This window comes from Massilia sp. P1_C10, from assembly GCF_056406475.1.
The window spans coordinates 486,116-509,592 of record NZ_JBFUAC010000003.1; the positions used below are offsets into that span (position 1 = coordinate 486,116).

The following is a 23,477-nucleotide window of genomic DNA, read 5'->3' on the forward strand; positions in this document are numbered from 1 at the left end:
TCACGGTCGGCGCGCGCCCATACAGTGCGATAATAGCGCCTTTCTTCAAGCACCCACTTGTCTCCGATGCCACAATTCGCCCCGCTCCAGAACGACACATTCCTGCGCGCGCTGCTGCGCCAACCCACCGAGTACACGCCGGTATGGCTGATGCGCCAGGCGGGCCGCTACCTGCCGGAGTACCGCACCACGCGCGAGCGCGCCGGATCGTTCCTGGGCCTGGCGAAAAATCCGGACTACGCCACCGAAGTGACGCTGCAGCCGATCGACCGCTACCCGCTGGACGCGTCGATCCTGTTCTCGGACATCCTGACCGTGCCCGACGCGATGGGCCTGGGCCTGTATTTCGTCGACGGCGAGGGCCCCAAGTTCGAGCGCCCGCTGCGCACCGAGGCCGACGTGATGGCGCTGCGCGCGCCGGACATGGAGTCGCTCGATTACGTGTTCAAGGCCGTCACCCAGATCCGCGGCGCCCTGAACGGCCGCGTGCCGCTGATCGGCTTCTCCGGCAGCCCGTGGACGCTGGCCTGCTACATGGTCGAAGGCGGCGGCTCGAAGGAGTTCCACACTATTAAGAAGATGGCCTACAACCGGCCGGACCTGATGCACCACATCCTGGCGACCAACGCCGCGGCGGTGGCGCAGTACCTGAACGCGCAGATCGACGCCGGCGCGCAGGCCGTGATGATCTTCGACTCGTGGGGCGGCGCGCTGGCCGACGGCGCCTATCAGGAGTTCTCGCTGGCGTACATGCAGCAGGTGATGGGCCAGCTCAAACGCGACAAGGACGGCGTGCGCATCCCCGCCGTGGTGTTCACCAAGGGCGGCGGCCTGTGGCTCGACCAGATCGCCGACATCGGCGCCGACGCGGTGGGCCTGGACTGGACCGTCAACCTGGGCAAGGCGCGCGCGCTGGTGGGCCACAAGGTGGCGCTGCAGGGCAACCTCGATCCGGCCATCCTGTTCGCCAACCCGGAGCAAATCCGCGCCGAAGTGGAGCGCTCGCTGATGTCGTACGGCACGCCGACGCCGGGTTCGGGCCACGTGTTCAACCTCGGTCACGGCATCTCCCAGTTCACGCCGCCGGAATCGGTGACGGCGATGGTCGAGGCAGTGCACCGTTTCAGCCGCGCGCAACGGGCCGGCTGATGTAGTTTGGGTACGCGCGGCGGCGGCCCGCGCCATTTCGGGGCGCGTCGCCGGGTGAGATTGCCGATACAAAATCACACTTATACACAAGTTTCAAATAAGCAAGACTGAGAAATGCATATTCGGTCGCATTTTTCATCGCTCCGCCAAGTCACTGATTCTTAACGAATTAAAAAATCTTGCGGTGCAGCACGACAGCCGCAATCGTGGCGCGGTGCAGAGTGAAACGATGGTTTGACGAAGATTGTCCACAAAGTTACCCACAGCTTGTGGGGATAAAAACAGAAAACCCTTGGTTTACCGTGACTTAGCGAATTTCCGCAAGTAACACATGAGCTGTGTGTTGCACTGCATGATATTTTGGTATTGAATTTCCTAGACTAGAAATTCGTGCTGCATAAATATCTAGTGCGCTCCGGCTTGGTGCACCGCAACGGCCGAAAGTGGTTTTTCGCACAAGCTCGCGACTACAGAAATTCCATCGGATCGCCCAGTTATGCACAATCGGGCGGTTACAGGAACGGTGGCTGGCCTCCTAGGGAGCGATTTGCAACTCATTGATTATGAAGATATTTTTTTGATTGATTTTTGGTAGTTCGGCGACTCTCTTGATTAACAACAAACTATTCGACACTGCCCCGATGCCATTGTCCACAAAGTTGTCCACATGCCCGTGCGACCTGTTTGGCGCCCCTGGGCGGCGCCGCGCACACGGCTGAATCGGCCCCGATGACCTTCTGCATCCTGACCGTTGCACTCGACACGCCGCTCAACAGCTGCTTCGACTACCGCTGGCCGTGCGCGCCGGGCGCCGAGCCCTTGCCGGGCCAGCTGGCGCAGGTCAGTTTCGGCCATCGCGAAGTAGTCGGGCTCATTGTGGCCGTCGGGCACAGCACCGATGTCCCGGCCGACAAGCTCAAAGACGCGCTCGCGGTGCGCGCCCAGCTGGCGCCGCTGTCGCCCGAATGGCTGGCGCTGGCGGCCTTCGCCGCCGATTACTACCAGCGCCCGCTGGGCGAAGTGGCGCTGCCCGGCCTGCCGAAGAACCTGCGCGTGCAAACCACGGTAGCGCTGGATCGCGCGATCAAGAAGCTGGCCAAGTTCGACGGCGCGACCGACGCCACGCCGCTCGACATGCCGCGCCTGAATCCGGCGCAGCAGGACGCGGCCGACGCGATCGGCGGCGCGGCCGGCTTCACCCCGATCCTGCTGTACGGCGTGACCGGCAGCGGCAAGACCGAGGTGTACCTGCAGGCCTGCGCGCAAGTGCTGGCGCGCGACGCGCAGGCGCAGATCCTGATCCTGGTCCCCGAGATCAACCTCACGCCGCAGTTGGAGGGCAACATCCGCGCGCGCTTCCCCGGCCTGATGCTGGCCACGCTGCACAGCAGCCTGTCGGAGGGCGAACGCATGCTGCACTGGCTGGCGGCGCACCAGGGCCAGGCCCGCATCATCCTCGGCACCCGGCTGGCGGTGCTGGCTTCGCTGCCGAACCTGAAGATGATCGTCATCGACGAGGAGCACGATCCCTCGTACAAGCAGCAGGAAGGCCTGCGCTACTCGGCGCGCGACCTGGCGGTGTGGCGCGCGCGCCAGCTGGCGATCCCGATCGTGCTCGGTTCCGCCACCCCGTCGCTGGAGAGCTGGCACCACGCGGGCTCGGGGCGCTACCGCAAGCTGGAGCTGCGCGAGCGCGCGGTGAAGGACGCCGTGCTGCCGCGCGTGAAGCTGCTGGACATGGAGAAGGACCGCCCGAAAGACGGCCTGACCTCGCACCTGGTGGCGGCGCTGCGCCAGCGCATGGAGCGCGGCGAGCAATCGCTGCTGTTCCTGAACCGGCGAGGCTACTCGCCGGTGATCACCTGCGAGTCGTGCGGCTGGATCAGCGAATGCACGCGCTGCACCTCGTTCATGGTGCTGCACAAGCCCGAGCACCGGCTGCGCTGCCACCACTGCAGCCTGGAGCTGCGCATCCCGCGCCACTGCCCGACTTGCGGCAACGTCGACCTGCAGCCTCTGGGGCGCGGCACGCAGCGCGTCGAGGAGGGCCTGCAGCAGCTGTTTCCCGAGGCGCGCATCCTGCGCATCGACGCCGACTCGACGCGCAAGAAGGGCAGCGCGCAGGCGGCGTTCGACACCGTGCACCGCGGCGAGGTCGACATCCTGATCGGCACCCAGATGGTCGCCAAGGGCCACGACTTCAAGAAGCTGACGCTGGTGGGCATCCTCAATCCGGACACCGCGCTGTTCTCGCAGGACTACCGCGCCAGCGAGCGCCTGTTCGCGCAGCTGATGCAGGTGGCCGGGCGCGCCGGACGCGCCGCGCGCAATGAGGGCGGGAGCGTGAGCGAAGTGCTGGTGCAGACACGCTATGCCACGCACCCGCTGTATGGGGCGGTGATGAACCACGACTACGACCGCTTCGCCGACGGCCTGCTGGTGGAGCGCCGCCAGGCCATGCTGCCGCCGTTCATGTACCAGGCCTTGCTGCGCGCCGAGGCGCGCGAACTGGCCACGGCGATCGAGTTCCTCGAGCAGGCGCGCGACTGCCTGCACGTCGAAGGCATCACCATCAACGATCCGATTCCGATGACGATGACGCGCGTGCACAACGTCGACCGCGCGCAGCTGCTGGTGGAGTCGAGCTCGCGGCCGGCGCTGCAGGCCTTCCTCAAGGAGTGGCTCGGGATGCTGCGCGACATGAAGAGCCGCGTGAAGTGGGGACTGGAAGTCGATCCGCTGGACATTTAGCGGCGAATAGTTTCCGCTCGACATCTCCGAAACGTCACGGTAAGCTTGGGCAACCTTACCCTTTGGGCAATAAATCAAATGCACACGCTCGCTCGCCTGGCTGCGCTCACCGTCCTGATCACGCTTGCCATCCCGGCCACCGCAAGGCGCATCACCGCAGGCGACGAGGTGGTCCGTAAAGTGGCATTGTATGTGGAGGCGCGCGACTGCGCCTCAGCCGTCGCCCGCCTCACCGAGGGTTTGGCAAAGAACTATCCGGAAGTACACCTGCTGGCGGGCGCCATGTTCGACCACGGCGTCTGCGTCAAACCCGACTGGGACCGCGCCGTGGGGTTCTATTCGAACGCGTTCGACGGCGGCCAGAAGGCGGCGATGTACAGCCTGATGGCCGGCTTTGCCGCGCCCGAACATGGTCCGGACATGGCGGCTTCGCTGTGGTGGGCGAACCGGCCGAAAAATGAATTCGGCACCGGTGTTTGCAAAGTCAGCGCGGCGAACCGGGACGACCCGGACCGTTTCGTCGCGGAGCTTCAGACTTGGCCGAAACCGCGTCTGGCGCAATGCAATTATGTGATCGGCGTGATGGCGACCATGACCGGCGAAGTCCGTTATCCCGTAAAGGCGGACAGGATGAGCCTGGGCGGCAGCGTGAAGTTGCGCTTCGAACCGGCCGTGCCGCGGATCGACATTAACACCGAGGAAACCCAGGAGGTCGCCGTAGGGGGATGGCTGGACGGCAACGCAATGGAGGACCGAAGATCGCGAAGCGTCAAGGGTTCCTTCGAGGCTTCCATGCGGCCGATTGCGGACCGCGCGCTCAAGCGCTATCCGCAGCCGGAGGGTATTGCGCCGGACACGGTGATTGAAACCAAGTTCAAATTCGGATTCGAGTACCAATAAGGGATTCTGTCCGGGCGGCGCATGATTTGCCAGACACTCGAAGCCGGCGCCGCCGACCATAATGGGGTCAGGTCCGCCGGACCTGGCCCCGGGTTTGACGCCGACGCTATCGTTTGCCGAGGCAGCGTATCATTGGCTGGCATCCACTTATGCCATCTCCATGAAAACAATCGAAGTTGACGTTGCAGTCATCGGCGCGGGCACCGCCGGCCTGTCGGCGTACCGCGCCGCCACATCGCAAGGCCAGCGCACCGTGCTGATCGAAGGCGGCCCGTACGGCACCACCTGCGCGCGCGTCGGTTGCATGCCGAGCAAGCTGCTGATCGCCGCCAGCGAAGCGGCCCATATGCTGCAGGCGGCGCCCGGCTTCGGCGTGCACGCCGGCGATATCCGCATCGACGGCAAGGCGGTCATGGAGCGCGTGCGGCGCGAGCGCGACCGCTTCGTCGGCTTCGTGCTCGAAGGCGTCGACGAGATCCCCGCGGCCGACAAGCTCCGCGGCCACGCGCGCTTCACCGGCCCGCAGGCCTTGCAGGTGGGCGACCACTCCGTCGTCAACGCCAAACGCATCGTTATCGCCACCGGCTCGACCCCGACCCGGCTGCCGCAGTTGGCCCAAGCCGGCCCGCGCGCGATCACCAGCGACGACATCTTCGAGCTGGCCGACCTGCCGTCATCGCTGGCGGTGATCGGCACCGGCGTGATCGGCCTCGAACTGGGCCAGGCGATGCACCGCCTCGGCGTGCGCGTGAGCTTCTTCGCGCGCGGCGGCAGCGTCGCGCAGGTGACCGATCCGCTGGTGCTGCATGCGGCCACCAGGACGCTGTGCCAAGAACTCGACCTGCGCTTCCAGCACCAGGTCGTGGACGCCAAGCCCGATGGCGATGCGGTGATGCTGACCACGCGCGACGCCTCCGGCGCCGAGCGCAGCGAACGCTTCGACTACGTGCTCACCGCGGCCGGCCGCACGCCGAACGTGGGCGCCATCGGCATCGAGCACACCGGGCTGGCGCTGGATGGCAGGGGCATTCCGCTGTTCGACCGCTGCACCATGCAGTGCGGGACCAGCCACATTTTCATCGCCGGCGACGCCGACGACGAGCGCCCGGTGCTGCCGGAAGCGGCCGACCAGGGCCGCATCGCCGGCGACAACGCCGGGCGCTATCCCGACGTGCGTCCCGGCCTGCGCCGCACCGCGCTGACCATCGCGTTCACCGAGCCGCAGATCGCCACGCTGGGCGCGACCTATCGCGAGCTGTGCGCCGACGGCATGCCGAAGTTCGCGATCGGCTCGGTGTCGTTCGAGAACCAGGGCCGCAGCCGCGTGATGCTGCAGAACCGCGGCATGCTGCGCGTGTATGGGGAATATGGGAGCGGGCGTTTCCTCGGCGCCGAGATGATCGGCCCGCGCGCCGAACACCTGGGGCACTTGCTGGCGTGGGCCTGCCAGTCGCGCATGACGGTCGACCAGATGCTGGCGATGCCGTTCTACCATCCGGTGATCGAGGAGGGCGTGCGCACGGCGCTGCGCGCGCTGCACGCGGAACTGGCCAAGGGCGCAACCGACATCGGCGGCGCCTGCGACGGGCCGGGCGTCTAGTTCAGGTAGCTGGCGTCGAGCCGGCCCTCGGCCGCCAGTTCGCGCAGGATGCGGATGGCGTCGATGTCCGCTTCCTGGTAGGCGGACTTCTTGAATTCGTCGTACATCGCGTTGGCCGCGTCGGTGGCGGCGTCGTGGCCGTCGTCGTAGCGGAAGCGCACGAACAGGCGGCCTTCGGACGGCGCCTCGATCGTCACCGACAGGCTCGACGCGCTGATGTCGCCCTGCTCGTGCACTTCGTAGCGCACTTCCTGCAGCGGCGTGAGGATCACGCGGTCGTCGATCGACAGTTCGCCGAAGCGGCGGCGGCGCCGGAAGCCTTCGCCGGTGCGGTCGCTGATGGTGCACTCGTCCAGGTGCGGCACGAACAGCTTGGGCGAGTCGGCGTGCAGCACCAGGCCGCGCCAGAGCTGCTCGCGCGACAGCTCGTCCATCAGCGGGTTGAGCGGGTCGTTGATTTCGATGAGGTGTTCAAATTTCATGATGGTGGTCTCGCAAAGTACGGCGCACGCGCGCGGCGCGTTTAAAGCAAGATGGTAACGCATGCGGGCCGCAAGACATATTCATCCGGTGCGCCCGGCGCCGATTCGATTACACTGCCGCTTTCGGAGGTGCACCCATGAAACATAAGCGCAACGGATACCAGGCCACGTACCAGGCGCTGCAAAAGCGCAGCCACGAGCGGGTCGCAGAGCACATCGCGGCGCGCCTGCCGATCACCCGCACTTTGCTCGAAGCCCCGGAACCGCCGTCGTTCGGCCAGCGCGCCGCCGACGCGGTGGCGCGCTTCGGCGGCTCGTGGACCTTCATCATGCTGTTCGCGATCGTGTTATGCGGCTGGGTTCTGCTCAACTCCTGGCTGCTGGCGCGCAACGGCGGCAAGGGCTTCGATCCCTACCCCTATATCCTGCTCAACCTTTTCCTGTCGATGTTGGCGTCGATCCAGGCGCCGGTGATCCTGATGTCGCAGAATCGCCAGGGCGAGAAGGACCGGATGGATGCGCGCAACGACTACGAGATCAACCTCAAGGCCGAACTGGAAATCATGGCGCTGCACGAAAAAATCGATGCGCTGAAGGTCAAGCAATGGGAAGAGTTGATTGCGCTGCAACAGGAGCAGATCCGTATGCTGTCGACCTTGTGCGGGGTGAACGCGCGGCCGGCCTGACCGGTCCCGTTTCGTCGCCGGGATGCTCGCCGGCGCGTGTGACGCGGTACAATGGCCGGCTGTAATCCTGCAAAGTCCCCTTCCCGATGTCCAACGCCCCCAAGTTCGGCCTGAACGTTCCCCAGAGCGAGGCCGTGATCTACCTCGACGGCCCCTGCCTTGTGCTGGCCGGCGCCGGCTCGGGCAAGACGCGCGTGATCACGCAGAAGATCGCGCACCTGATCGAGGACCGCGGCTACGATCCGCGCACCATCGCCGCGCTGACCTTCACCAACAAGGCGGCGCTCGAGATGCAGGAGCGGATCGCCAAGCTGCTCAAGCAGCCGCGCCAGGCCAAGCAGCTGACCGTGTCGACCTTCCACTCGCTGGGCGTGAAGATCCTGCGCCAGGAGGCCGCCGGCGTGGGCCTGAAGGACCGCTTCTCGATCATGGACAGCGACGACTGCTTCGGCCTGGTGCAGGATCTGGCGATCACCACCGACAAGCAGCTGATCCGCAGCATCCAGAATGCGATCTCGCTGTGGAAGAACGGCCTGGTCGACCCGGAGGACGCGATCCGCGACGCCGCCGACGAGGACGAGGCGCAGGCCGCGCGCGTCTACCGCAGCTACGTGGCGACCTTGTCGGCCTACCAGGCGGTCGACTTCGATGACCTGATCCGCCTGCCGGTGGAGCTGTTCCGCAACAACGATCCGATCCGCGACAAGTGGCAGCGGCGCCTGCGCTATCTGCTGATGGACGAGTACCAGGACACCAACACCTGCCAGTACGAGCTGGTCAAGCTGCTGGTCACCGGCATCGGCAAGAAGCCGATGTTCACTGCCGTGGGCGACGACGACCAGGCGATCTACGCGTGGCGCGGCGCCTCGGTCGAGAACCTGAAGACGCTGGGCGTCGACTTTCCCGACCTGAAGGTGATCAAGCTCGAACAGAACTACCGCTCGACCACGCGCATCCTGCAGGCGGCCAACGCGGTCATCGGCAACAACCCGAAGCTGTTCGACAAGAAGCTGTGGTCCGAACACGGGCTGGGCGAGCCGCTCAAGGTGCTGGGCATGCAGAACGACGACCAGGAAGCCGAGCAGGTAGCCATCATGATTTCGGCCGACCGCTTCCAGCGCAAGAACAAGTGGTCCGACTACGCGATCCTCTATCGCGGCAACCACCAGGCGCGCGTGATCGAGCAGGCGCTGCGCAAGGAGCGCATTCCGTACACGATCTCGGGCGGCCAGAGCTTCTTCGACAAGGCCGAGATCAAGGACATCATCAGCTACCTGCGCCTGATCGCCAACGACGGCGACGACCCGGCCTTCATCCGCGCCGTGACCACGCCGAAACGCGGCGTCGGCATGGCCACGCTGGAGGTGCTGGGCGCGTTTTCGAAGCAGTGGAACTGTTCGCTGTTCGAGGCCGCGCTCAAGGGCGGCATCGAGGCCAAGCTGGCCGACCGCCAGCTGATTCCGCTGCGCGAGTTCTGCAACTTCATCAACAACCTCGAGTCGCGCGCGAGCCGGCCGGGGCCGTCGGGCAGCGGCGAGAATGCCGCGGCGGTGCTCGACGACATGATGAAGGAAATTAATTACGAGTCCTACCTGTACGACACCTTCGAGGACCGCGCGGCGCAGAGCAAGTGGCAGAACGTGCTGGAGTTCACCAACTGGCTCAAGGAGCGCGGCTGCGGCGGCAAGGACAAGTCGGGCGAGGAAAAGAACCTGCTCGAGCTGACCCAGATGGTCGCGCTGATGAGCATGCTCGAAGGCCAGGACGAGGAGCCCGACGCGGTGCGCATGTCGACCCTGCATGCGTCCAAGGGGCTGGAGTTCCCGCACGTGTTCCTGGTCGGCTGCGAGGAGGGGATTTTGCCGCACAAGGGCGATCCGGACGCCTCGGTCGAGACGATCGGCGCGCGCGTGCAGGAAGAGCGGCGCCTGATGTACGTCGGCATCACGCGGGCGCAGCGCACCTTGCAGATTACCTGGTGCAAGCAGCGCAAGCGTGCGGGCGAGCAGGTGCATTGCGACCCGTCGCGCTTCATCAAGGAGATGGCGCTGGACGTGGGCACGGCCGCGCCGATGGAATCGGAAATTATTTCGCCGAAGGACAGGCTGGCGAGTCTGAAAGCCTTGCTGGCGACGCCGAAGCCGTAGATTATGCGAAATTTCGCATAATTTGCGAATGGCCGGGGGTCAGGTCCGTTGGACCTGACCCCGGTTTGGTCGCCGCGGCGAGATCAACTGCGACCTATTTTCCGGCGCCGGCGTTCAACATCGGGGTCAGGTCCACCGGACCTGACCCAACCCATCAGCAGCGAATCCCGAACTTGTCATGCAGCCCGCGCCGCTGCTCCGGCTGGTACAGCACGCGGTGCGCGACCTGCGGGTCGATCGCGTTGCTTTCCATGTATTCCGCAGCCGCAGGCGTGCCCAGCATCGCCTGCAGGATGATGCCGACCTCGACTTTTTGCGCGGTCAACAGGTCCGGCCGTCCGGCCAGACGCAAGGACGTCGCGGCCGGCGCCGCGCAGTCGATGAAGTGGTCTGAAAGAGTTTCCATGCGCACATGTTGCTCCGGAATTGACGAGTGTTCCGTGCGTTAGCGCGCATATGCGCACATCGCGCATAATGGCGGTTTTGCATCGGAAGCCCGCCGTGAGTGACGAAGACCGTTTTATCGATATCGAAATCAAGCTGGCGCACCAGGAAGACCTGGTCGAGTCGCTCAACGACGTGGTGTACCAGCAAAGCCGGCGCATCGACCAGCTCGAAGCGATGGTCGCGCAGCTGCTGGAACACGTGCGCAACGCCGCGCAGTCGGGGCCGAATGCCCCGTCCAACGAACCGCCGCCGCATTACTGATGCTGAAGCGACTCCTATTGCTGGCCGCGCTGGCGCTGGCATCTTCCGCGCAGGCCCAATCGGTCGCGTTCACTTTCGATGACGGCCCCAAGCTGGGCGCCACGCCGCTGATGACGCCGCCGCAGCGCAACCAGGCGCTGCTCGACACGCTGGCGCGCAACAAGGTGCAGGCCGCGCTGTTCGTCACCGCCAACAACGGCGCCGACCGGCCCGAAGGCTACGCGCTGGCGCGCGCGTGGGGCCAGGCCGGCCACGCGATCGGCAACCACACGGTTACCCATCCCGACCTCAACAGCGCCCAGCTGAGCCTGGCGCAGTACCAGCAGGAAGTGCTCGATTGCGATGCCGTGATCCGCGACTTGCCCGGCTACCAGAAGTGGTTTCGCTTCACCTTCCTGCGCGAGGGGAACACGCCGGAAAAGCGCGACGGCATGCGCGACTTCCTGCGCCGGCAGGGCTACCGCAACGCCTACGTCAGCCTCGACACCAGCGACTGGCGCTTCGACGACAAGCTGCGCGAGATCCTCCAGAAAAATCCGCAGGCCGACCTGGCCCCGCTGAAGGCGCTGTACCTGTCGCACATCCGGCAGCGCGCGCTGGCCTACCGCGCACTGTCGCAACAGTTGCAGGGACGCGACATCGCGCAGGTGATCCTGCTGCACCACAACCTGATCAACGCGCTGTGGCTGAACGACGTGATCGCGCAGTTTCGCGCGATGGGTTGGAGCATCACCACGCCGGCGGCCGCGTTTGCCGATCCCGTGTACCAGCTGATGCCGGATCGCGCCGCGGCGGGGCAGAGCCTGCTGCTGTCGATGGCGCGCACGCTCGGCCTGGGCAAATTCAACGGCTGGGAGCGCCTGGTCGACGACGGCGACTACGAAATGGCGCTGTTAAAAGCCCTGTGATCGATCGCCGCCGCGGGGGTTACTTATCCTCGAACGTGATCTGCCCCGACAGTTGGAGCTGCCCCTGGCCGGTGACCATGTCCGAGCCGCCCGCCAGCGTGCCGCCACCCGTCGCCTTGGCGTAGCGCCCGTTGCCGCCGGTGACCTGGAAGGTGGCGCCGCTGAACACGTAATTGGCGCCCGCGCCGGTCGGCACGAACTGGCCGCTGTAGTTGGCGAAAATCTGCTCGCCGGTGACGGTGACGATGACGATGCGCCCCTCGCTGAAATTGTACAACGGCCCCGACGGCGTGATGCAGTCGGAGGCGATGAAGACGACTTTGCCGGTCAGGGCGCCGTCGCCGTGTCCCATGATGGTGCCGCCGAAGTTGCTCGGGCAGCGCGCCGACGGCCCGACGACTTCCTGGAACACGCCCGCGATCGCGAGATTCCTGGTGGTGGCAGGGTTCGCCATGGCGGCGGCCGAAGCCAGCAGCAGGAGGGTGCTCGTCGCGACGCGCAGGGTGGTTTTCAGCATGATTGCTCCATTCGATTGATGATGAGTTAATGATATATTTTGTTCAAGACAATGCGCGCACGGCTGAACAACCGATGACACAATTCAACGACGCCCAGGTCATCTGTTCCTGGTCGAAAAACGCATCCGCTGATGGCCTGCGGCGACGCCCCCTACGCCGATGGCTGGCGCGAAGGATCGTGGGCGGTATTTTCCGTCGGCTTCTTCGATCCGCCGCCGTGGTATTTCCGCGCACTGGAAAGCTGGGTGCGCCTGTTTCATGACGCCGGACTGCGCCTGGCCGAGCTGCGCGAGCCGCTCCACCCCGTCACTGGCGAGCCGGCGTCGCTGATTCTTGTCGGCACGGTGTGAATCTGTTGCATTATTTAAAATTAAGTCTTTCTCAAGATTGCGTTAAATTCGGTTCCATGACAGCATGCGATGTCTATGGCAGTCATTCACGTATGGTCGATCGATACCTGCGGCCGTTCAGAAACACTTCATGCATTTCCTTGTCCCTCATACCGGCGCGGCGCCGACCTCCCTGATGCGATTGCTGACGCGCATGATGGCGTTCGTCGTGCTCGGCCTGTTCGCGACGGCCCTGCGCGCGGAACCGGTGGCGGTGGACTACCTGTGCAATCGCGCCGACCTGTTCGACCGGGGCGCGGTGCCGGCCGATGGCTGGCGCCATGCGGCCGACGGCAAGGTGATGTTGCCGCAGGGCGCAAGCTGCTGGGTCCGCGCCGGCGCCGCGATCCCGGCGGGGCAATCGCTGGCTTTCGCGGCCTCGTACGCGGACGTCGAGGTGTTCGACGCGAAGGGCCGCCTGATCGCCGCCGGGCGGCACGCAGGCACACGCTCGAACGCGCTGCTGACCAGCCGCCACGTGTTCTTTCCGGATATGGACGACGCCAAATGGCGCTACGCCCGCCTGTCGTATTTTTCCACCTTCAACCGCACCGAGCCGGTAACGGTGGAGCGGGTCGACCTGGCGAGCGTGTTCGAGGCCGACCAGCGCTTCGACCACGACAACCTGGCCATCCTGGTCGGCCTGGTCGCCATCGCGGTGTTTTGCGCGCTGTTCGGCGTGGCGCTGCGCGACCGCGATTACGCGCTGCTGGTGGCATGGCTGAGCTGCTACGCCGCCTACAAGTGGGGCTACGGCGGCTTTTCCTACGTGCTGTCGAACGCGCCCTACGCCAGCCTCTACGCGGTGTTCCCGGTCGTCACGCTGGCCTGCGTGACGCGCCAGCTGGTGGTCGCGCGGGTCGGCAAGTTCCACCAGCATTCGCCGCTGCTGAACCGCCTGAGCTGGGTGACGGTGGTCCTGTTCTTCCTGCAGATCCCGATCTTCTACTGGCGTCCGGACGTGATGGCGAAGGCCAACGCGTGGATCCTGCTGCTGGCCTCGTTCCCGCTGCTGCTGGCGGGCACCTGGCGCGGCTGGCGCGCCGGCGACAAGCTGTGCGCGATGCTATTTTTCGGCAACCTGCCGCTGGCGCTGTACTACTCGCCCATCTTGCTGGCTTTTCTCACCGGCAACCCGCAGTGGGCGCGCTTTTCGGTGCACGGATCGTGGCTCAACTACGCCGCCGACCTGTTGCTGCCCTTGCTGTTCTGCGCCGGCCTGGCCGTGCGCTCGCGCAACCTGCGGCGCGAGGCGCTGCATCTTGCCACCCACGACACGCTGACCGGCCTGCCGAACCGCGAACTGATGCTGCAGTCGGGCGAGCAGCTGGCCGGCCAGCAGCCGCTGGCGGTGCTGGTGCTCAACATCGAGCGCTTCAAGGCGATCAACGAGACGCTCGGTCCGCAAATCGGCGACCGGCTGCTGGTCGAAACCGCGTCGCGCCTGTCGGCGCTGGAGGTCGGCCAGGTGAGCCGGCTGCATGCCGACCAGTTCTGCCTGCTGGTCGACGACGCCGGCCGCCTGGACGCGGTGCGGCGCCAGATCGAACAGGCGTTCGCGGCGCCGATTGAAGTCAACGGCCAGACCGTCGACCTGTCGCTCGCGGTGGGCGTGGCGCGTGCCGGCGCCGGCGCCGGCACGCAGAGCGGCGGTCCCGGCATGACGGAGCTGCTGCGCAATGCCGAGATGGCGCTCGACCATGCGCGCGCGCATCGCCAGGGCTGGGCCGAGTACAGCAGCGCGCTCGAATCGCAGCAGCGCGCCGACCTGGGCCTGCTGTCCGAACTGGGCCGCGCGGTCGAGCAGGGCGAGCTGCGCATGTTCCTGCAGCCCAAGGTGCGCCTCGCCGACGGCGCCGTCATCAGCGCCGAAGCGCTGATCCGCTGGCAGCATCCGGAGCGCGGCCTGGTGCCGCCGGCCGAGTTCATCCCGTTCGCCGAGCAGACCGGCCGCATCGGCCAGTTGACGCGCTGGATCCTGCGCCAGGCGATGACGCAGACGGTGCAGTGGCGGCGCGCCGGGCGACCGCTGCAGATTTCCGTCAACCTGTCGAGCTGCGACCTCGACGAAGCCGGCTTCCCCGAGCGGCTGGCGGCGATGCTGGCCGAGACCGGCGCCGATCCGGCCGACATCCAGCTCGAGATCACCGAGAGCGGCGCGATGACCGACGCCGGCGCCGCGCTGACCGTGATGGCGGCGCTGCGGGCGATCGGCTTCACCTTGTCGATCGACGATTTCGGCACCGGCTACTCGTCGCTGATCTACCTGCAAAAGATGCCGGTGTCGGAACTCAAGATCGACCGCGCGTTCGTCAATGGCATCACCGAGAAGGGCGACGGCTCGGCGCTGCTCGAGTCGATCATCCAGCTGGGCCATCAGCTGGGCCTGTGCGTGGTGGCCGAGGGCGCCGAGAGCGCCGCCGAATGGCGCCTGCTGGGCGAGCTCGGCTGCGATTACGTGCAGGGCTGGTTCGCCGCCAGGCCGATGCCGGCCGAGGCCTTCGAGCGCTGGTGCGAGCAGCACACGCCGTTCCTGCCGGCGGCGCAGCCCCACGCCGCCGCGCACCCGCAAGCGCAGCCGTGCAGCGCCAACGAGGCGTGAACCCGCGCCCGGGGTCTGGTCCTGCGGACCCGACCCCATTCGCGATTGAGGCGGCTGCGCTAAACTGACCCCATGAAATTCAACATCTACGGTCGGTTCCAGTTGGAGGTGCGGCGGGAGAACGATGCCTGGCACGTGTATCGCCTGGAAGACGGCAAACGCGCCAGCATCCACGATGTCGTTATTCCGCCGACCTTCGCCGCGGAGGAAATCGCGACCTATCTCGACGACATCTATCACGAGCTGTCCGGTCCCGGCCAACGGGTCGAACCGCTATGAGCAGCAGAGGCCGCCAGTGATATCACACGTGTTCATCGGTACAAACGATTTCGACCGGGCGTTCGGATTCTATTCGAGGCTGATGAATGAGCTCGGCCTGTTCCTCAAATTTTGCGACCCCGAAAAACCATGGGCCGGCTGGCATGCAGCGCAATCGCCGCGCCCGTTGCTTATTCTTGGCGCCCCCTTCGATCATCATCAGGCGGCGCCGGGGAACGGCAACATGATCGCCTTGCTGGCGTCGTCGCCGGAGATGGTCGATCGCAGCCATGCGATCGCTCTCGCGGAAGGCGGACGGTGCGAAGGCGCCCCGGGACTGCGGCCTCACTATCACGCCCACTACTACGGCGCCTATTTTCGCGACGTGGACGGCAACAAGATCTGCGTCTGCTCCCACGGCGAGCCGTAAACCGATCGCTGGCTGAACAATCAGATTGTTGTCTTTGAGGCAATTTCGTGGGAGTATTGCTCACTTGCGCGACGTGATCGCGGCTCCTTGTTTTCAGTCTCAGTCGATCCCAGGAAAAACGATGCAACTATCCGTGTCCGAAGAGCAGCAAGATGAGATGCGCCACGCCCACTTCGACGGCGCCCCCGGCATTCTGGTATCCGGACTCGTGTGGCTTACCGCCGCGCTGGTGTGCCAGCTGCTCGGGATGCAGCGGGCCGTATGGACGCTGCTCATCGGCGGCGCGCTGATTTACCCCATCAGCGCCATTCTGACGAAGGCGCTCGGGCGACCCGCGAAGACCAGCAAAGCCAACGCCCTGAACCAGCTCGGGATGGCGTCGACAATCTGGCTGATACTTTGCTGCGCAATGGCGTACGGGCTTTTCCTCTTCAAGCCCGTGCTGTTTTTTCCAGCCATGATGGTAACGATAGGAAGCCGCTACCTGGTCTTTGCCAGTATGTTTGGACGAGCCATTTTCTGGGTGATGGGCATGAGCCTGATTGTCGCCGGAAATGTCGCCCTGTTCGCAGCGGTCTCGCCCGTCACGTCCGCGGCAATTGGTGGCTTGATTGAGGTGCTATTTGCGTGCGTGGTGTTCTCAAAAGCGACCCGGCCGGCAGTCTTGCAATGAAATCACGCCGCCTAGGTGGACGATTTGAGTCAGTATGCGGTCTGACGTTCACGTGAGATCCCGGTTGCTGAGTTCATGTTCGGATGACAGAGCGGACACAAGATAAAAACGAGAGCGATATGCCTGCCATTCCGACACAGGTTGAACGATTGATGCCGTAGCCACGAAAATCCGGGTCGTAGCGAGTGCAGCAGGCCGGTTCCCGATGTTCAGTTGTATGTGATCTATTGACGCCGCATGCTACTATCAGATGACCATCTGAATAGTTGGGAGGAGTGATGTCAACTTTTACGCTTGCCGAGGCCAAGACGCAATTGAGTCGGCTGATCAGCATGGTGGAAGCGGGCGAGGAAATCACTATCACCAAACGTGGCCGCGCTGTGGTGAAGCTCGTCGCGAGCGATCCGCCGCGTCAGAAAATTCCCAGTCTTGCCGAACACCGCGCCAAGATGACGCCACAGAAAGAGTCCGCGCGTGAGTTTATTCGCAAGCTGCGTGAAGCCGACCGGTATTGATGCGCTACGTTGACACGAGCGTCCTGCTTGCTTTCCTGGTTCCGGAGGCGGGGCAGTGAAGCGGCTGAAGCGTTGATGACCAGCTATCGGGATCCGCTCGTCATGAGTTCCTGGTCCGAAGTCGAGCTTGTGTCGGCTCTGGGTGTCAAACTTCGCACAAGGCAAATTACAGAGCGGGAAGCCGATAAGGCAATTGACGCCTATACATGGCTTGTGGCACCGTCCCTTCGCAAAATTCGGGTGGACGATGCGGCTTTTCGGCATGCAGTGATCTTGTTGGACAAATGGCGCACCGCACTGCGTGTTGGCAATGCTCTTCACCTCGCCATTGCAGCCGCGCACAGGGCCACAATTTTCACCTTCGATCAGGGGATGGCAAAAGCGGGCGCGATGCTCGGCGTCGCCGTGAAGTTAGTGGAGCCCAGGAACAGTGAATCACAATGATTATGAACGCGTAGATGAGGTCATTGCAAATGGGTGGCTTCGCACAAATTCACTCTCTTACACTGAGTGTGGCGGCTTGGAGCGCCGAGCTCATCATGGGTAGCATCAGTTAAAAAGTGAAGCGAAAAGATGAGTTGTATTTTGAGAATTTCTGGTGAGTGGCTCGATGTTGATACCCTGTTGAGCCAGCATCCGCTGCCTGTCGATCAAGTCTGGAGGAAGGGCGAACCGCGACTTCTCAAGGGAAAATACTATAGCGAATCTGGAGCTAGCTTTGTCGCTAGTGACGCAAAGCTTGACGAGTTTGCCGAGCAGGCGGCGGAGGCGACGGAGTTCCTAAATTTGCACCTGGGAACAATTACGAACCTTGTTGTGTATCCGGGTGTGCAAAATGCAATACTAGATTTCGGTGTCGCTCTTGTTCAGGGCTACGTCTCACAATGCTCATACTTGCCGCCCAAACTGATACAACTAGCGGCAAAGGCAGGTGTCAGCATCGCGATTACTAACTACGCTTGTAGCGACGAAAATTAATGGGCAAGAATCGACTCGAAGCATTCAGCGATGGCGTAATCGCCATCATCATCACCATCATGGTGCTCGAACTGAAGGTGCCACATGGCGCGTCGTTCGACGACCTGATCCCTGTGCTGCCCGTCCTCGGCAGCTATGTCCTCAGCTTCATCTACGTCGGGATTTACTGGAACAACCATCACCATATGCTTCACGTCGTCCAGCAGATCAGCGGCGGCGTGCTGTGGGCGAATCTGCACCTGCTGTTCTGGCTGTCGCTGACGCCGTTCGTCACCGCCTGGATGGGCGAGAACCATTTCCAAACCGCTCCGGTCGCGGCTTACGGCTTCGTGCTGCTGATGTGCGCGATTGCGTACACCATACTGGCCCGCGCGCTGACCGCGCACCATCGCGAGAACCAGGCGCTGGCCGACGCCATCGGCAAGGACACCAAGGGCTGGATCTCGATCGCCATGTACGTCGCCGGCATCTCGCTGTCGCTGTGGTATCCGTGGGTCGGCTTCGCCATGTACATCTGCGTGGCGATCATCTGGCTGGTGCCGGATACGCGGATCGAAAAACGATTGGCGTGACTTAAGGCTCGGGAGATTTGCCTGTCGTTCCTGCGAAGGCAGGAACCCATGCTGAGCGCCGAACTGGTGAGAGCAAGCTCAGCATGGATACCAGCCTTCGCTGATACAACCGGCTAGATCGTCGGGACGTGCAGCCGGCCGTCGTCGCCGAGGACCAGGCCTTGCCAGGTCGCCGGTTTGCCGGTCAGTTCGTGCGCCAGAATTTGCTGCGGCGTGCGGCCCATGCCGCCACAGACGGCAGCCATTTTTTCCTGCCCCAGGTCTTCAGCAATCGGCAGGTCCTTGATGGTCAATGTTTCCATTTCAGTTCTCCTTGAATAAATACGCTTCGGGTTGATCGCTCCAAGCCTGCGAGCTCAATGCATTCAGATGCAGGGAGCGTGCCAGCAAGCGGCACGGGGCGCAGTGCCGCGCTCCGGTGGCCGGCGCCCAACACCACCTCCTGCGGGTGTCGGCTTCCATCCAACACTGCGTCGCCGTATTGACACATGCATACATCGACGGACGGAAACCGCCCTGCTATGATCGTGTGCTCATGTGCTGCCGCTTATCCAGCCGCAGCTTCTCCCAAGCGCCCGTGAAAGATGCCATGACCCGTCCCCACCTGCTGATGATCGCCGCCAGCCTCGCCCTGATCCATCCGGCCATCGCCGCTCCCGCCGCCGCGGCGCTGGAAGCGTCGAACCCGTTCGCCAAGGTCAGCACGCTGCCGTTCCACTATCCCGCCTTCGACAAGATCAAGGACGAGCATTTCCTGCCCGCTTTTGCGGCCGGCATGCGCGAGCAGCTGCGCGAGATCGACGGCATCGCCAACAATCCGAAGGCGCCGACCTTCGACAACACCATCGTGGCGATGGAGCGCTCCGGCCAGCTGCTCACGCGCGTGAGCACCACCTTCTCCAACCTGCAATCGGCGAACACCAACGACAAGCTCGATGCGATCGACACCGAGATGTCGCCGAAGCTGGCCGCGCACAGCGACGCCATCTACCTGAACGACAAGCTGTACCGGCGCGTCAAGACCCTGTACGACAAGCGCGCCAAGCTGGGCCTCGATAAGGAATCGCTGTTCCTGCTCGAGCGCTACAACAAGGACTTCGAGCTGGCCGGCGCCAGGCTGTCGGCCGCCGACAAGGACAAGCTGAAAGCGCAGAACGCCGAAATCGCGACCCTGCAGACGCAGTTCTCGCAGAACGTGCTGAAGGAAGTCGCCGCTTCCGCCCTGGTGGTCGACACCCGCGCCGAACTGGCCGGCATGTCGGACGCCGCGATCGACGCCGCCGCCGCCGAAGCGAAGAAGCGCGGCATGGCCGGCAAATTCGTCATCGTCCTCGGTAACACCACCGGCCAGGCGCCGCTGACCGTGCTGACCAGCCGCGCGGTGCGCGAGCGCCTGATGGCCGCATCGCTGGCGCGCGGCAGCCACGGCGGCGAATTCGATAACCGCAACCTGGTGCTGCGCCTGACCAAGCTGCGCGCCGAACGCGCCGCGCTGCTCGGCTTCCCGAACTTCGCGGCCTACTCGCTGGCCGACCAGACCGCGAAGACCACCACCGCCGTCAACAACCTGCTGGCCGAACTGGCCAAGCCCGCCGTCGCCAACGCGCGAAAGGAAGCGGCTGAAATCCAGAAGGTGATCGATGCCGGCAAGGGCGGCTTCCAGGCTTCCGCGGCCGACTGGGACTTCTACACCGACAAGGTGCGCGCGGCGAAGTACAGCTTCGACGAGAACCAGCTCAAGCCCTACTTCGAATTGAACAGCGTGCTGACCAACGGCGTGTTCTTCGCCGCCGGCAAGCTGTATGGCCTGAGCTTCAAGGAGCGCAAGGACCTGCCGGTGTACGATCCGGACGTGCGCGTGTTCGACGTGTTCGACGCCAATGGCAAGCAGCTGGCCATCTTCATCGCCGACATGTACGCGCGCGGGAACAAGAAGGGCGGCGCCTGGATGAACGAATACTTGTCGCAGTCCGGCCTGATGGGCACCCACCCGGTCACCGCCAACCACCTGAATATTCCGAAGCCGCCGGCCGGCGAGCCGACCCTGCTCACCTACGACGAAGTGAAGACGGCGTTCCACGAATTCGGCCACGCGCTGCACGGCATGTTCTCGAACGTGAAGTACCCGCGCTTCGCCGGCACCAGCGTGCCGCGCGATTTCGTCGAGTATCCGTCGCAGGTCAACGAGATGTGGGCGGTATGGCCTGAAGTGCTGGCCAACTACGCCAAGCACTACAAGACCGGCGCGCCGATTCCGAAGGACCTGCTGGACAAGGTGCTGGCTGCGAAGAAGTTCAACCAGGGCTTCATCACCAGCGAATACCTGGCCGCGTCGCTGCTCGACCAGCGCTGGCACCAATTGACGCCGGCGCAGATCCCGACCGACGTGCTGGCGTTCGAAGCGAGCGCGCTGAAGGCAGGCGGCGTCGACTTCCCGCTGGTGCCGCCGCGCTACCGCACGACCTACTTCTCGCATACTTTCTCGGGCGGCTATTCGGCGGGTTATTACGGCTACCTGTGGGCTGAAAAGCTCGACGCCGATACCGTCGAATGGTTCAAGGAAAACGGCGGCCTGCAGCGCAAGAACGGCGACACCTTCCGCAAGGCGCTGCTGTCGCGCGGCGGCACGGTGGACGCGATGGACATGTTCCACAATTTCCGCGGCCGCGACCCGATCATCAAGCCGCTGCTCGAACGCCGCGGCCTGACCGCGGAGTAATGCATGTTGGGGTCTGGTCCTGCGGACCTGGCCCCATTTTTGAATTCAACGACCGAACAAAATGACCCGACCACACATTCTCCTGATCGCCTCCGCAATGGCCCTCTCATCGATCGCCCATGCCGCCCCGAGCGCGCTCGATCCCGCCAACCCCTTCGCCCGCGAAAGCGCGCTCCCGTTCCACTACCCTGCTTTCGACAAGATCCACGACGCCGACTACGCGCCGGCCTTCGCCGAAGGCATGCGCCAGCAGATGGCCGAAATCGACGCCATCGCCAACAACCCGAAGCCAGCCACGTTCGAGAACACGATCGTTGCGATGGAGCGCTCGGGCCAGCTGCTGAACCGCGTGAGCAGCGTGTTCGGCAACCTGTCCGGCGCCAACACCAACGACACCATGAAGGCGCTCGACCGCGACCTGGCGCCGAAGCTGGCCGCGCACAGCGACGCGATCCGCCTCAACGCCAAGCTGTACGCGCGCATCAAGTCGCTGTACGACAAGCGCGCGTCGCTGCACCTCGATTCCGAATCGGCGTGGCTGCTCGAGCGCTACAACACCGACTTCGTGCGCGCCGGCGCGCGCCTGTCGCCTGAAGACCAGGCCAAGCTGAAATCGCTGAACGCCGAACTGGCGAGCCTGCAGACCAGCTTCGGCCAGAACGTGCTGAATGAAGCCAACGCTTCCGCGCTGGTGGTCGACACGCGCGCCGAACTGGCGGGCATGTCGGACAAGGCGATCGACGCGGCCGCGGCCGAAGCGAAGAAGCGCGGCCTGGAAGGCAAGTTCGTGATCCCGGTCGTGAACACCACCGGCCAGGCATCGCTGTCGGTGCTGACCAACCGCGCCACGCGCCAGCGCCTGCTCGAAGCGTCGCTGAACCGCGGCAGCCATGGCGGCCAGTTCGACAACCGCGACATCGTCGTCAAGACCGCAACGCTGCGCGCCGAACGCGCAAAGCTGCTCGGCTACCCGAGCCACGCCGCCTACATCCTGGAAGACCAGACCGCGCACGACACCGGCGCCGTCAACAAGCTGCTGGCCGAACTGGCCAAGCCGGCGGTTGCCAACGCGCGCAAGGAGGCGGCCGAGATCCAGAAGGTGATCGACGCGGAGAAGGGCGGCTTCCAGGTGTCGGCCGCCGACTGGGACTTCTACTCGGACAAGGTGCGCGCCGCGCGCTTCAACTTCGACCAGCAGGAACTGCGTCCTTACTTCGAGCTGAACAATGTGCTGAACAACGGCCTGTTCTTCGCCGCCGGGAAGCTGTACGGCCTGTCGTTCAAGGAGCGCAAGGACCTGCCGGTCTACAACCCGGACGTGCGCGTGTTCGACGTGATGGACGCCAATGGCAAGCAGCTGGCGATCTTCATCGCCGACTTCTACGCACGCGGCAACAAGCGCGGCGGCGCCTGGATGAACGCCTACGTCGGCCAGTCGAAGCTGATGGGTACCCACCCGGTCATCGCCAACCACCTGAACATTCCGAAGCCGGCGGCCGGCGAGCCGACCTTGCTGACCTACGACGAACTGCGCACGCTGTTCCATGAGTTCGGCCACGCGCTGCACGGCATGTTCTCGGACGTGAAGTACCCGCGCTTTTCCGGCACCCGCGTGCCGCGCGACTTCGTCGAGTTCCCGTCGCAGGTCAACGAGATGTGGTCGGTGTGGCCTGAAGTGCTGAAGAACTATGCGAAGCACTACCAGACCGGCGCGCCGATGCCGCAGGAGCTGCTCGACAAGGTGATCGCGTCGAAGAAGTTCAATGAAGGCTATCGCACCACCGAGTACCTGGCCGCGTCGATCCTCGACCAGCGCTGGCACCAGCTGGCGGCAGGGCAGGTGCCGACCGACGTGCTGCAGTTCGAAGCCGGCGCCCTGAAGGACGCGGGCATCGACTTCGCGCCGGTGCCGACGCGCTACCGCACGACCTACTTCTCGCACGTGTTCTCGGGCGGGTACTCGTCGGGCTACTACGGCTACCTATGGGCCGAGCGCCTGGATGCCGACACGGTCGAGTGGTTCAAGGAGAACGGCGGGCTGACGCGCAAGAACGGCGACTACTTCCGCAAGATGCTGCTGTCGCGCGGCGGCACGATGGACGCGATGAAGATGTTCAAGGCCTTCCGCGGCCGCGATCCGGTGATCGAGCCGCTGCTCGAGCGCCGCGGCCTGACGGCGCAGTAATCGACGGATCACGCGGCGCCGACAAGGTCGGGGTCAGGTCTGAAGTGCCACCTAAAAGTTGGACGCCAACTTTTAGGTGGTTTATGACAAAGTATGACGAGCAATTCAAGCTGGCCGTCGTCCGTCAGTATCTTGATGGCGATATAGGCTACAAGCAGCTGGCCAGGCAGCGCGGGCTTGCGCATTCGATGGTCCATCGTTGGATTAGCTGGTTCCAGGCTCATGGCACGTTCATCGCGGGCAATCAGGTCGGCCCGTATAGCGCCGACTTCAAGCTGTCGGTCCTGCGGCTCATTTGGGACTATTC

The 23,477-nt window shown here is 64.2% G+C and carries 24 protein-coding genes; 20 read left to right on the forward strand and 4 right to left on the reverse strand.

The genetic code is table 11. From position 1 onward, the window contains the following. Window positions 1-66: 66 nt before the first annotated feature. The 4 genes from hemE to AC1D02_RS09875 all read left to right on the forward strand — a co-directional run bounded on the left by hemE (window position 67) and on the right by AC1D02_RS09875 (window position 6,400). A complete protein-coding gene (gene hemE, locus AC1D02_RS09860) occupies window positions 67-1,149 on the forward strand; it encodes a uroporphyrinogen decarboxylase (protein WP_477316211.1) in 1,083 nt (360 codons plus the stop codon). 729 nt (window positions 1,150-1,878) lie between these two features. Further along, on the forward strand, window positions 1,879-3,900 hold the full coding sequence (locus AC1D02_RS09865; RefSeq protein WP_477316213.1) for a primosomal protein N': 2,022 nt from the start codon (window positions 1,879-1,881) through the stop codon (window positions 3,898-3,900). 78 nt (window positions 3,901-3,978) lie between these two features. Beyond that, window positions 3,979-4,800 carry a hypothetical protein gene (locus AC1D02_RS09870; protein WP_477316215.1) on the forward strand — a complete coding sequence of 274 codons (822 nt, stop codon included), beginning with the start codon at window positions 3,979-3,981 and terminating at the stop codon, window positions 4,798-4,800. A gap of 160 nt (window positions 4,801-4,960) precedes the next feature. After that, entirely contained in the window at window positions 4,961-6,400 is a 1,440-nt protein-coding gene (locus AC1D02_RS09875) for a dihydrolipoyl dehydrogenase (RefSeq protein ID WP_477316217.1), read from the forward strand. Here AC1D02_RS09875 and AC1D02_RS09880 read toward each other — a convergent pair. Next, a complete protein-coding gene (locus AC1D02_RS09880; RefSeq protein WP_477316219.1) occupies window positions 6,397-6,882 on the reverse strand; it encodes an AtaL-like protein in 486 nt (161 codons plus the stop codon). The two genes, AC1D02_RS09875 and AC1D02_RS09880, sit on opposite strands and share 4 nt — an antisense overlap. 137 nt (window positions 6,883-7,019) lie before the next feature. Here AC1D02_RS09880 and AC1D02_RS09885 point away from each other — a divergent pair, with 137 nt between their 5' ends. Further along, the gene (locus tag AC1D02_RS09885) at window positions 7,020-7,568 is read left to right on the forward strand and encodes a DUF1003 domain-containing protein (RefSeq protein WP_477316221.1); all 549 of its coding nucleotides are present in this window, start codon (window positions 7,020-7,022) and stop codon (window positions 7,566-7,568) included. Between the two features lie 86 nt (window positions 7,569-7,654). Then, the gene (locus AC1D02_RS09890) at window positions 7,655-9,715 is read left to right on the forward strand and encodes a UvrD-helicase domain-containing protein (protein WP_477316223.1); all 2,061 of its coding nucleotides are present in this window, start codon (window positions 7,655-7,657) and stop codon (window positions 9,713-9,715) included. A 154-nt stretch (window positions 9,716-9,869) separates the two neighbouring features. Here the strand turns inward: AC1D02_RS09890 and AC1D02_RS09895 are convergent, their stop codons facing one another. Then, entirely contained in the window at window positions 9,870-10,121 is a 252-nt protein-coding gene (locus AC1D02_RS09895; RefSeq protein ID WP_477316225.1) for a hypothetical protein, read from the reverse strand. A gap of 95 nt (window positions 10,122-10,216) precedes the next feature. On the opposite strand from AC1D02_RS09895, the gene AC1D02_RS09900 reads away from it, so the two are divergent. Then, entirely contained in the window at window positions 10,217-10,423 is a 207-nt protein-coding gene (locus AC1D02_RS09900) for a SlyX family protein (RefSeq protein WP_477316227.1), read from the forward strand. Next, window positions 10,423-11,331 carry a polysaccharide deacetylase family protein gene (locus tag AC1D02_RS09905; protein ID WP_477316229.1) on the forward strand — a complete coding sequence of 303 codons (909 nt, stop codon included), beginning with the start codon at window positions 10,423-10,425 and terminating at the stop codon, window positions 11,329-11,331. Before AC1D02_RS09900 ends, AC1D02_RS09905 begins: the two co-directional genes overlap by 1 nt. Before the next feature lie 19 nt (window positions 11,332-11,350). Here the strand turns inward: AC1D02_RS09905 and AC1D02_RS09910 are convergent, their stop codons facing one another. Next, window positions 11,351-11,848, reverse strand: coding sequence for a hypothetical protein (locus tag AC1D02_RS09910; RefSeq protein WP_477316231.1), 498 nt, complete (start codon window positions 11,846-11,848; stop codon window positions 11,351-11,353). A 132-nt stretch (window positions 11,849-11,980) separates the two neighbouring features. Between AC1D02_RS09910 and AC1D02_RS09915 the strand changes: the two genes are divergently transcribed. From AC1D02_RS09915 to AC1D02_RS09955, 9 genes are all read left to right on the forward strand, one after another. Continuing rightward, window positions 11,981-12,199, forward strand: a complete 219-nt coding sequence (locus tag AC1D02_RS09915) for a hypothetical protein (protein WP_477316233.1) — start codon at window positions 11,981-11,983, stop codon at window positions 12,197-12,199. Between the two features lie 130 nt (window positions 12,200-12,329). Continuing rightward, window positions 12,330-14,840 carry a putative bifunctional diguanylate cyclase/phosphodiesterase gene (locus tag AC1D02_RS09920; protein WP_477316235.1) on the forward strand — a complete coding sequence of 837 codons (2,511 nt, stop codon included), beginning with the start codon at window positions 12,330-12,332 and terminating at the stop codon, window positions 14,838-14,840. Between the two features lie 72 nt (window positions 14,841-14,912). Then, window positions 14,913-15,119 (forward strand): DUF7661 family protein, encoded by a 207-nt coding sequence (locus tag AC1D02_RS09925; protein ID WP_477316237.1) that lies wholly within the window; start codon window positions 14,913-14,915, stop codon window positions 15,117-15,119. A gap of 16 nt (window positions 15,120-15,135) precedes the next feature. Further along, window positions 15,136-15,528, forward strand: a complete 393-nt coding sequence (locus tag AC1D02_RS09930; RefSeq protein ID WP_477316239.1) for a VOC family protein — start codon at window positions 15,136-15,138, stop codon at window positions 15,526-15,528. Window positions 15,529-15,601: 73 nt separating this feature from the next. Then, on the forward strand, window positions 15,602-16,201 hold the full coding sequence (locus AC1D02_RS09935; RefSeq protein WP_477316267.1) for a DUF7010 family protein: 600 nt from the start codon (window positions 15,602-15,604) through the stop codon (window positions 16,199-16,201). Between the two features lie 278 nt (window positions 16,202-16,479). Next, window positions 16,480-16,716, forward strand: coding sequence for a type II toxin-antitoxin system Phd/YefM family antitoxin (locus AC1D02_RS09940; RefSeq protein ID WP_477316241.1), 237 nt, complete (start codon window positions 16,480-16,482; stop codon window positions 16,714-16,716). Between the two features lie 27 nt (window positions 16,717-16,743). Beyond that, complete coding sequence (locus AC1D02_RS09945) at window positions 16,744-17,160, forward strand: type II toxin-antitoxin system VapC family toxin (protein WP_477316243.1); 417 nt, start codon at window positions 16,744-16,746, stop codon at window positions 17,158-17,160. A gap of 129 nt (window positions 17,161-17,289) precedes the next feature. Further along, window positions 17,290-17,694, forward strand: coding sequence for a hypothetical protein (locus AC1D02_RS09950; RefSeq protein ID WP_477316245.1), 405 nt, complete (start codon window positions 17,290-17,292; stop codon window positions 17,692-17,694). After that, window positions 17,694-18,266, forward strand: a complete 573-nt coding sequence (locus AC1D02_RS09955) for a TMEM175 family protein (protein WP_477316247.1) — start codon at window positions 17,694-17,696, stop codon at window positions 18,264-18,266. Before AC1D02_RS09950 ends, AC1D02_RS09955 begins: the two co-directional genes overlap by 1 nt. Window positions 18,267-18,379: 113 nt before the next feature. Here AC1D02_RS09955 and AC1D02_RS09960 read toward each other — a convergent pair whose 3' ends face one another. Next, window positions 18,380-18,568, reverse strand: a complete 189-nt coding sequence (locus AC1D02_RS09960) for a hypothetical protein (RefSeq protein ID WP_477316249.1) — start codon at window positions 18,566-18,568, stop codon at window positions 18,380-18,382. A 287-nt stretch (window positions 18,569-18,855) separates the two neighbouring features. Here AC1D02_RS09960 and AC1D02_RS09965 point away from each other — a divergent pair, with 287 nt between their 5' ends. From AC1D02_RS09965 to AC1D02_RS09975, 3 genes are all read left to right on the forward strand, one after another. After that, entirely contained in the window at window positions 18,856-20,985 is a 2,130-nt protein-coding gene (locus AC1D02_RS09965) for a M3 family metallopeptidase (protein ID WP_477316251.1), read from the forward strand. A gap of 61 nt (window positions 20,986-21,046) precedes the next feature. Beyond that, window positions 21,047-23,170: a M3 family metallopeptidase gene (locus AC1D02_RS09970; protein WP_477316253.1), complete on the forward strand. Its 2,124-nt coding sequence runs from the start codon at window positions 21,047-21,049 to the stop codon at window positions 23,168-23,170. Window positions 23,171-23,253: 83 nt separating this feature from the next. Then, the coding region (locus AC1D02_RS09975; RefSeq protein WP_477316255.1) for a transposase at window positions 23,254-23,477 on the forward strand (224 nt) is incomplete at its 3' end.

Excerpts from the sequence above, each read along its gene's own strand:
- AC1D02_RS09870 (WP_477316215.1), top strand. The coding sequence starts at position 3,979 with ATGCACACGCTCGCTCGCCTGGCTGCGCTCACCGTCCTGATCACGCTT.
- AC1D02_RS09955 (WP_477316247.1), top strand. The coding sequence starts at position 17,694 with ATGGGCAAGAATCGACTCGAAGCATTCAGCGATGGCGTAATCGCCATC.
- AC1D02_RS09885 (WP_477316221.1), top strand. The coding sequence starts at position 7,020 with ATGAAACATAAGCGCAACGGATACCAGGCCACGTACCAGGCGCTGCAA.
- AC1D02_RS09970 (WP_477316253.1), top strand. The coding sequence starts at position 21,047 with ATGACCCGACCACACATTCTCCTGATCGCCTCCGCAATGGCCCTCTCA.
- AC1D02_RS09920 (WP_477316235.1), top strand. The coding sequence starts at position 12,330 with ATGCATTTCCTTGTCCCTCATACCGGCGCGGCGCCGACCTCCCTGATG.
- AC1D02_RS09960 (WP_477316249.1), bottom strand. The coding sequence starts at position 18,568 with ATGGAAACATTGACCATCAAGGACCTGCCGATTGCTGAAGACCTGGGG.
- AC1D02_RS09925 (WP_477316237.1), top strand. The coding sequence starts at position 14,913 with ATGAAATTCAACATCTACGGTCGGTTCCAGTTGGAGGTGCGGCGGGAG.
- AC1D02_RS09905 (WP_477316229.1), top strand. The coding sequence starts at position 10,423 with ATGCTGAAGCGACTCCTATTGCTGGCCGCGCTGGCGCTGGCATCTTCC.
- AC1D02_RS09940 (WP_477316241.1), top strand. The coding sequence starts at position 16,480 with ATGTCAACTTTTACGCTTGCCGAGGCCAAGACGCAATTGAGTCGGCTG.
- AC1D02_RS09965 (WP_477316251.1), top strand. The coding sequence starts at position 18,856 with ATGACCCGTCCCCACCTGCTGATGATCGCCGCCAGCCTCGCCCTGATC.
- AC1D02_RS09950 (WP_477316245.1), top strand. The coding sequence starts at position 17,290 with ATGAGTTGTATTTTGAGAATTTCTGGTGAGTGGCTCGATGTTGATACC.
- AC1D02_RS09865 (WP_477316213.1), top strand. The coding sequence starts at position 1,879 with ATGACCTTCTGCATCCTGACCGTTGCACTCGACACGCCGCTCAACAGC.
- AC1D02_RS09915 (WP_477316233.1), top strand. The coding sequence starts at position 11,981 with ATGGCCTGCGGCGACGCCCCCTACGCCGATGGCTGGCGCGAAGGATCG.
- AC1D02_RS09880 (WP_477316219.1), bottom strand. The coding sequence starts at position 6,882 with ATGAAATTTGAACACCTCATCGAAATCAACGACCCGCTCAACCCGCTG.
- AC1D02_RS09910 (WP_477316231.1), bottom strand. The coding sequence starts at position 11,848 with ATGCTGAAAACCACCCTGCGCGTCGCGACGAGCACCCTCCTGCTGCTG.
- AC1D02_RS09875 (WP_477316217.1), top strand. The coding sequence starts at position 4,961 with ATGAAAACAATCGAAGTTGACGTTGCAGTCATCGGCGCGGGCACCGCC.
- AC1D02_RS09895 (WP_477316225.1), bottom strand. The coding sequence starts at position 10,121 with ATGGAAACTCTTTCAGACCACTTCATCGACTGCGCGGCGCCGGCCGCG.
- AC1D02_RS09890 (WP_477316223.1), top strand. The coding sequence starts at position 7,655 with ATGTCCAACGCCCCCAAGTTCGGCCTGAACGTTCCCCAGAGCGAGGCC.
- hemE (WP_477316211.1), top strand. The coding sequence starts at position 67 with ATGCCACAATTCGCCCCGCTCCAGAACGACACATTCCTGCGCGCGCTG.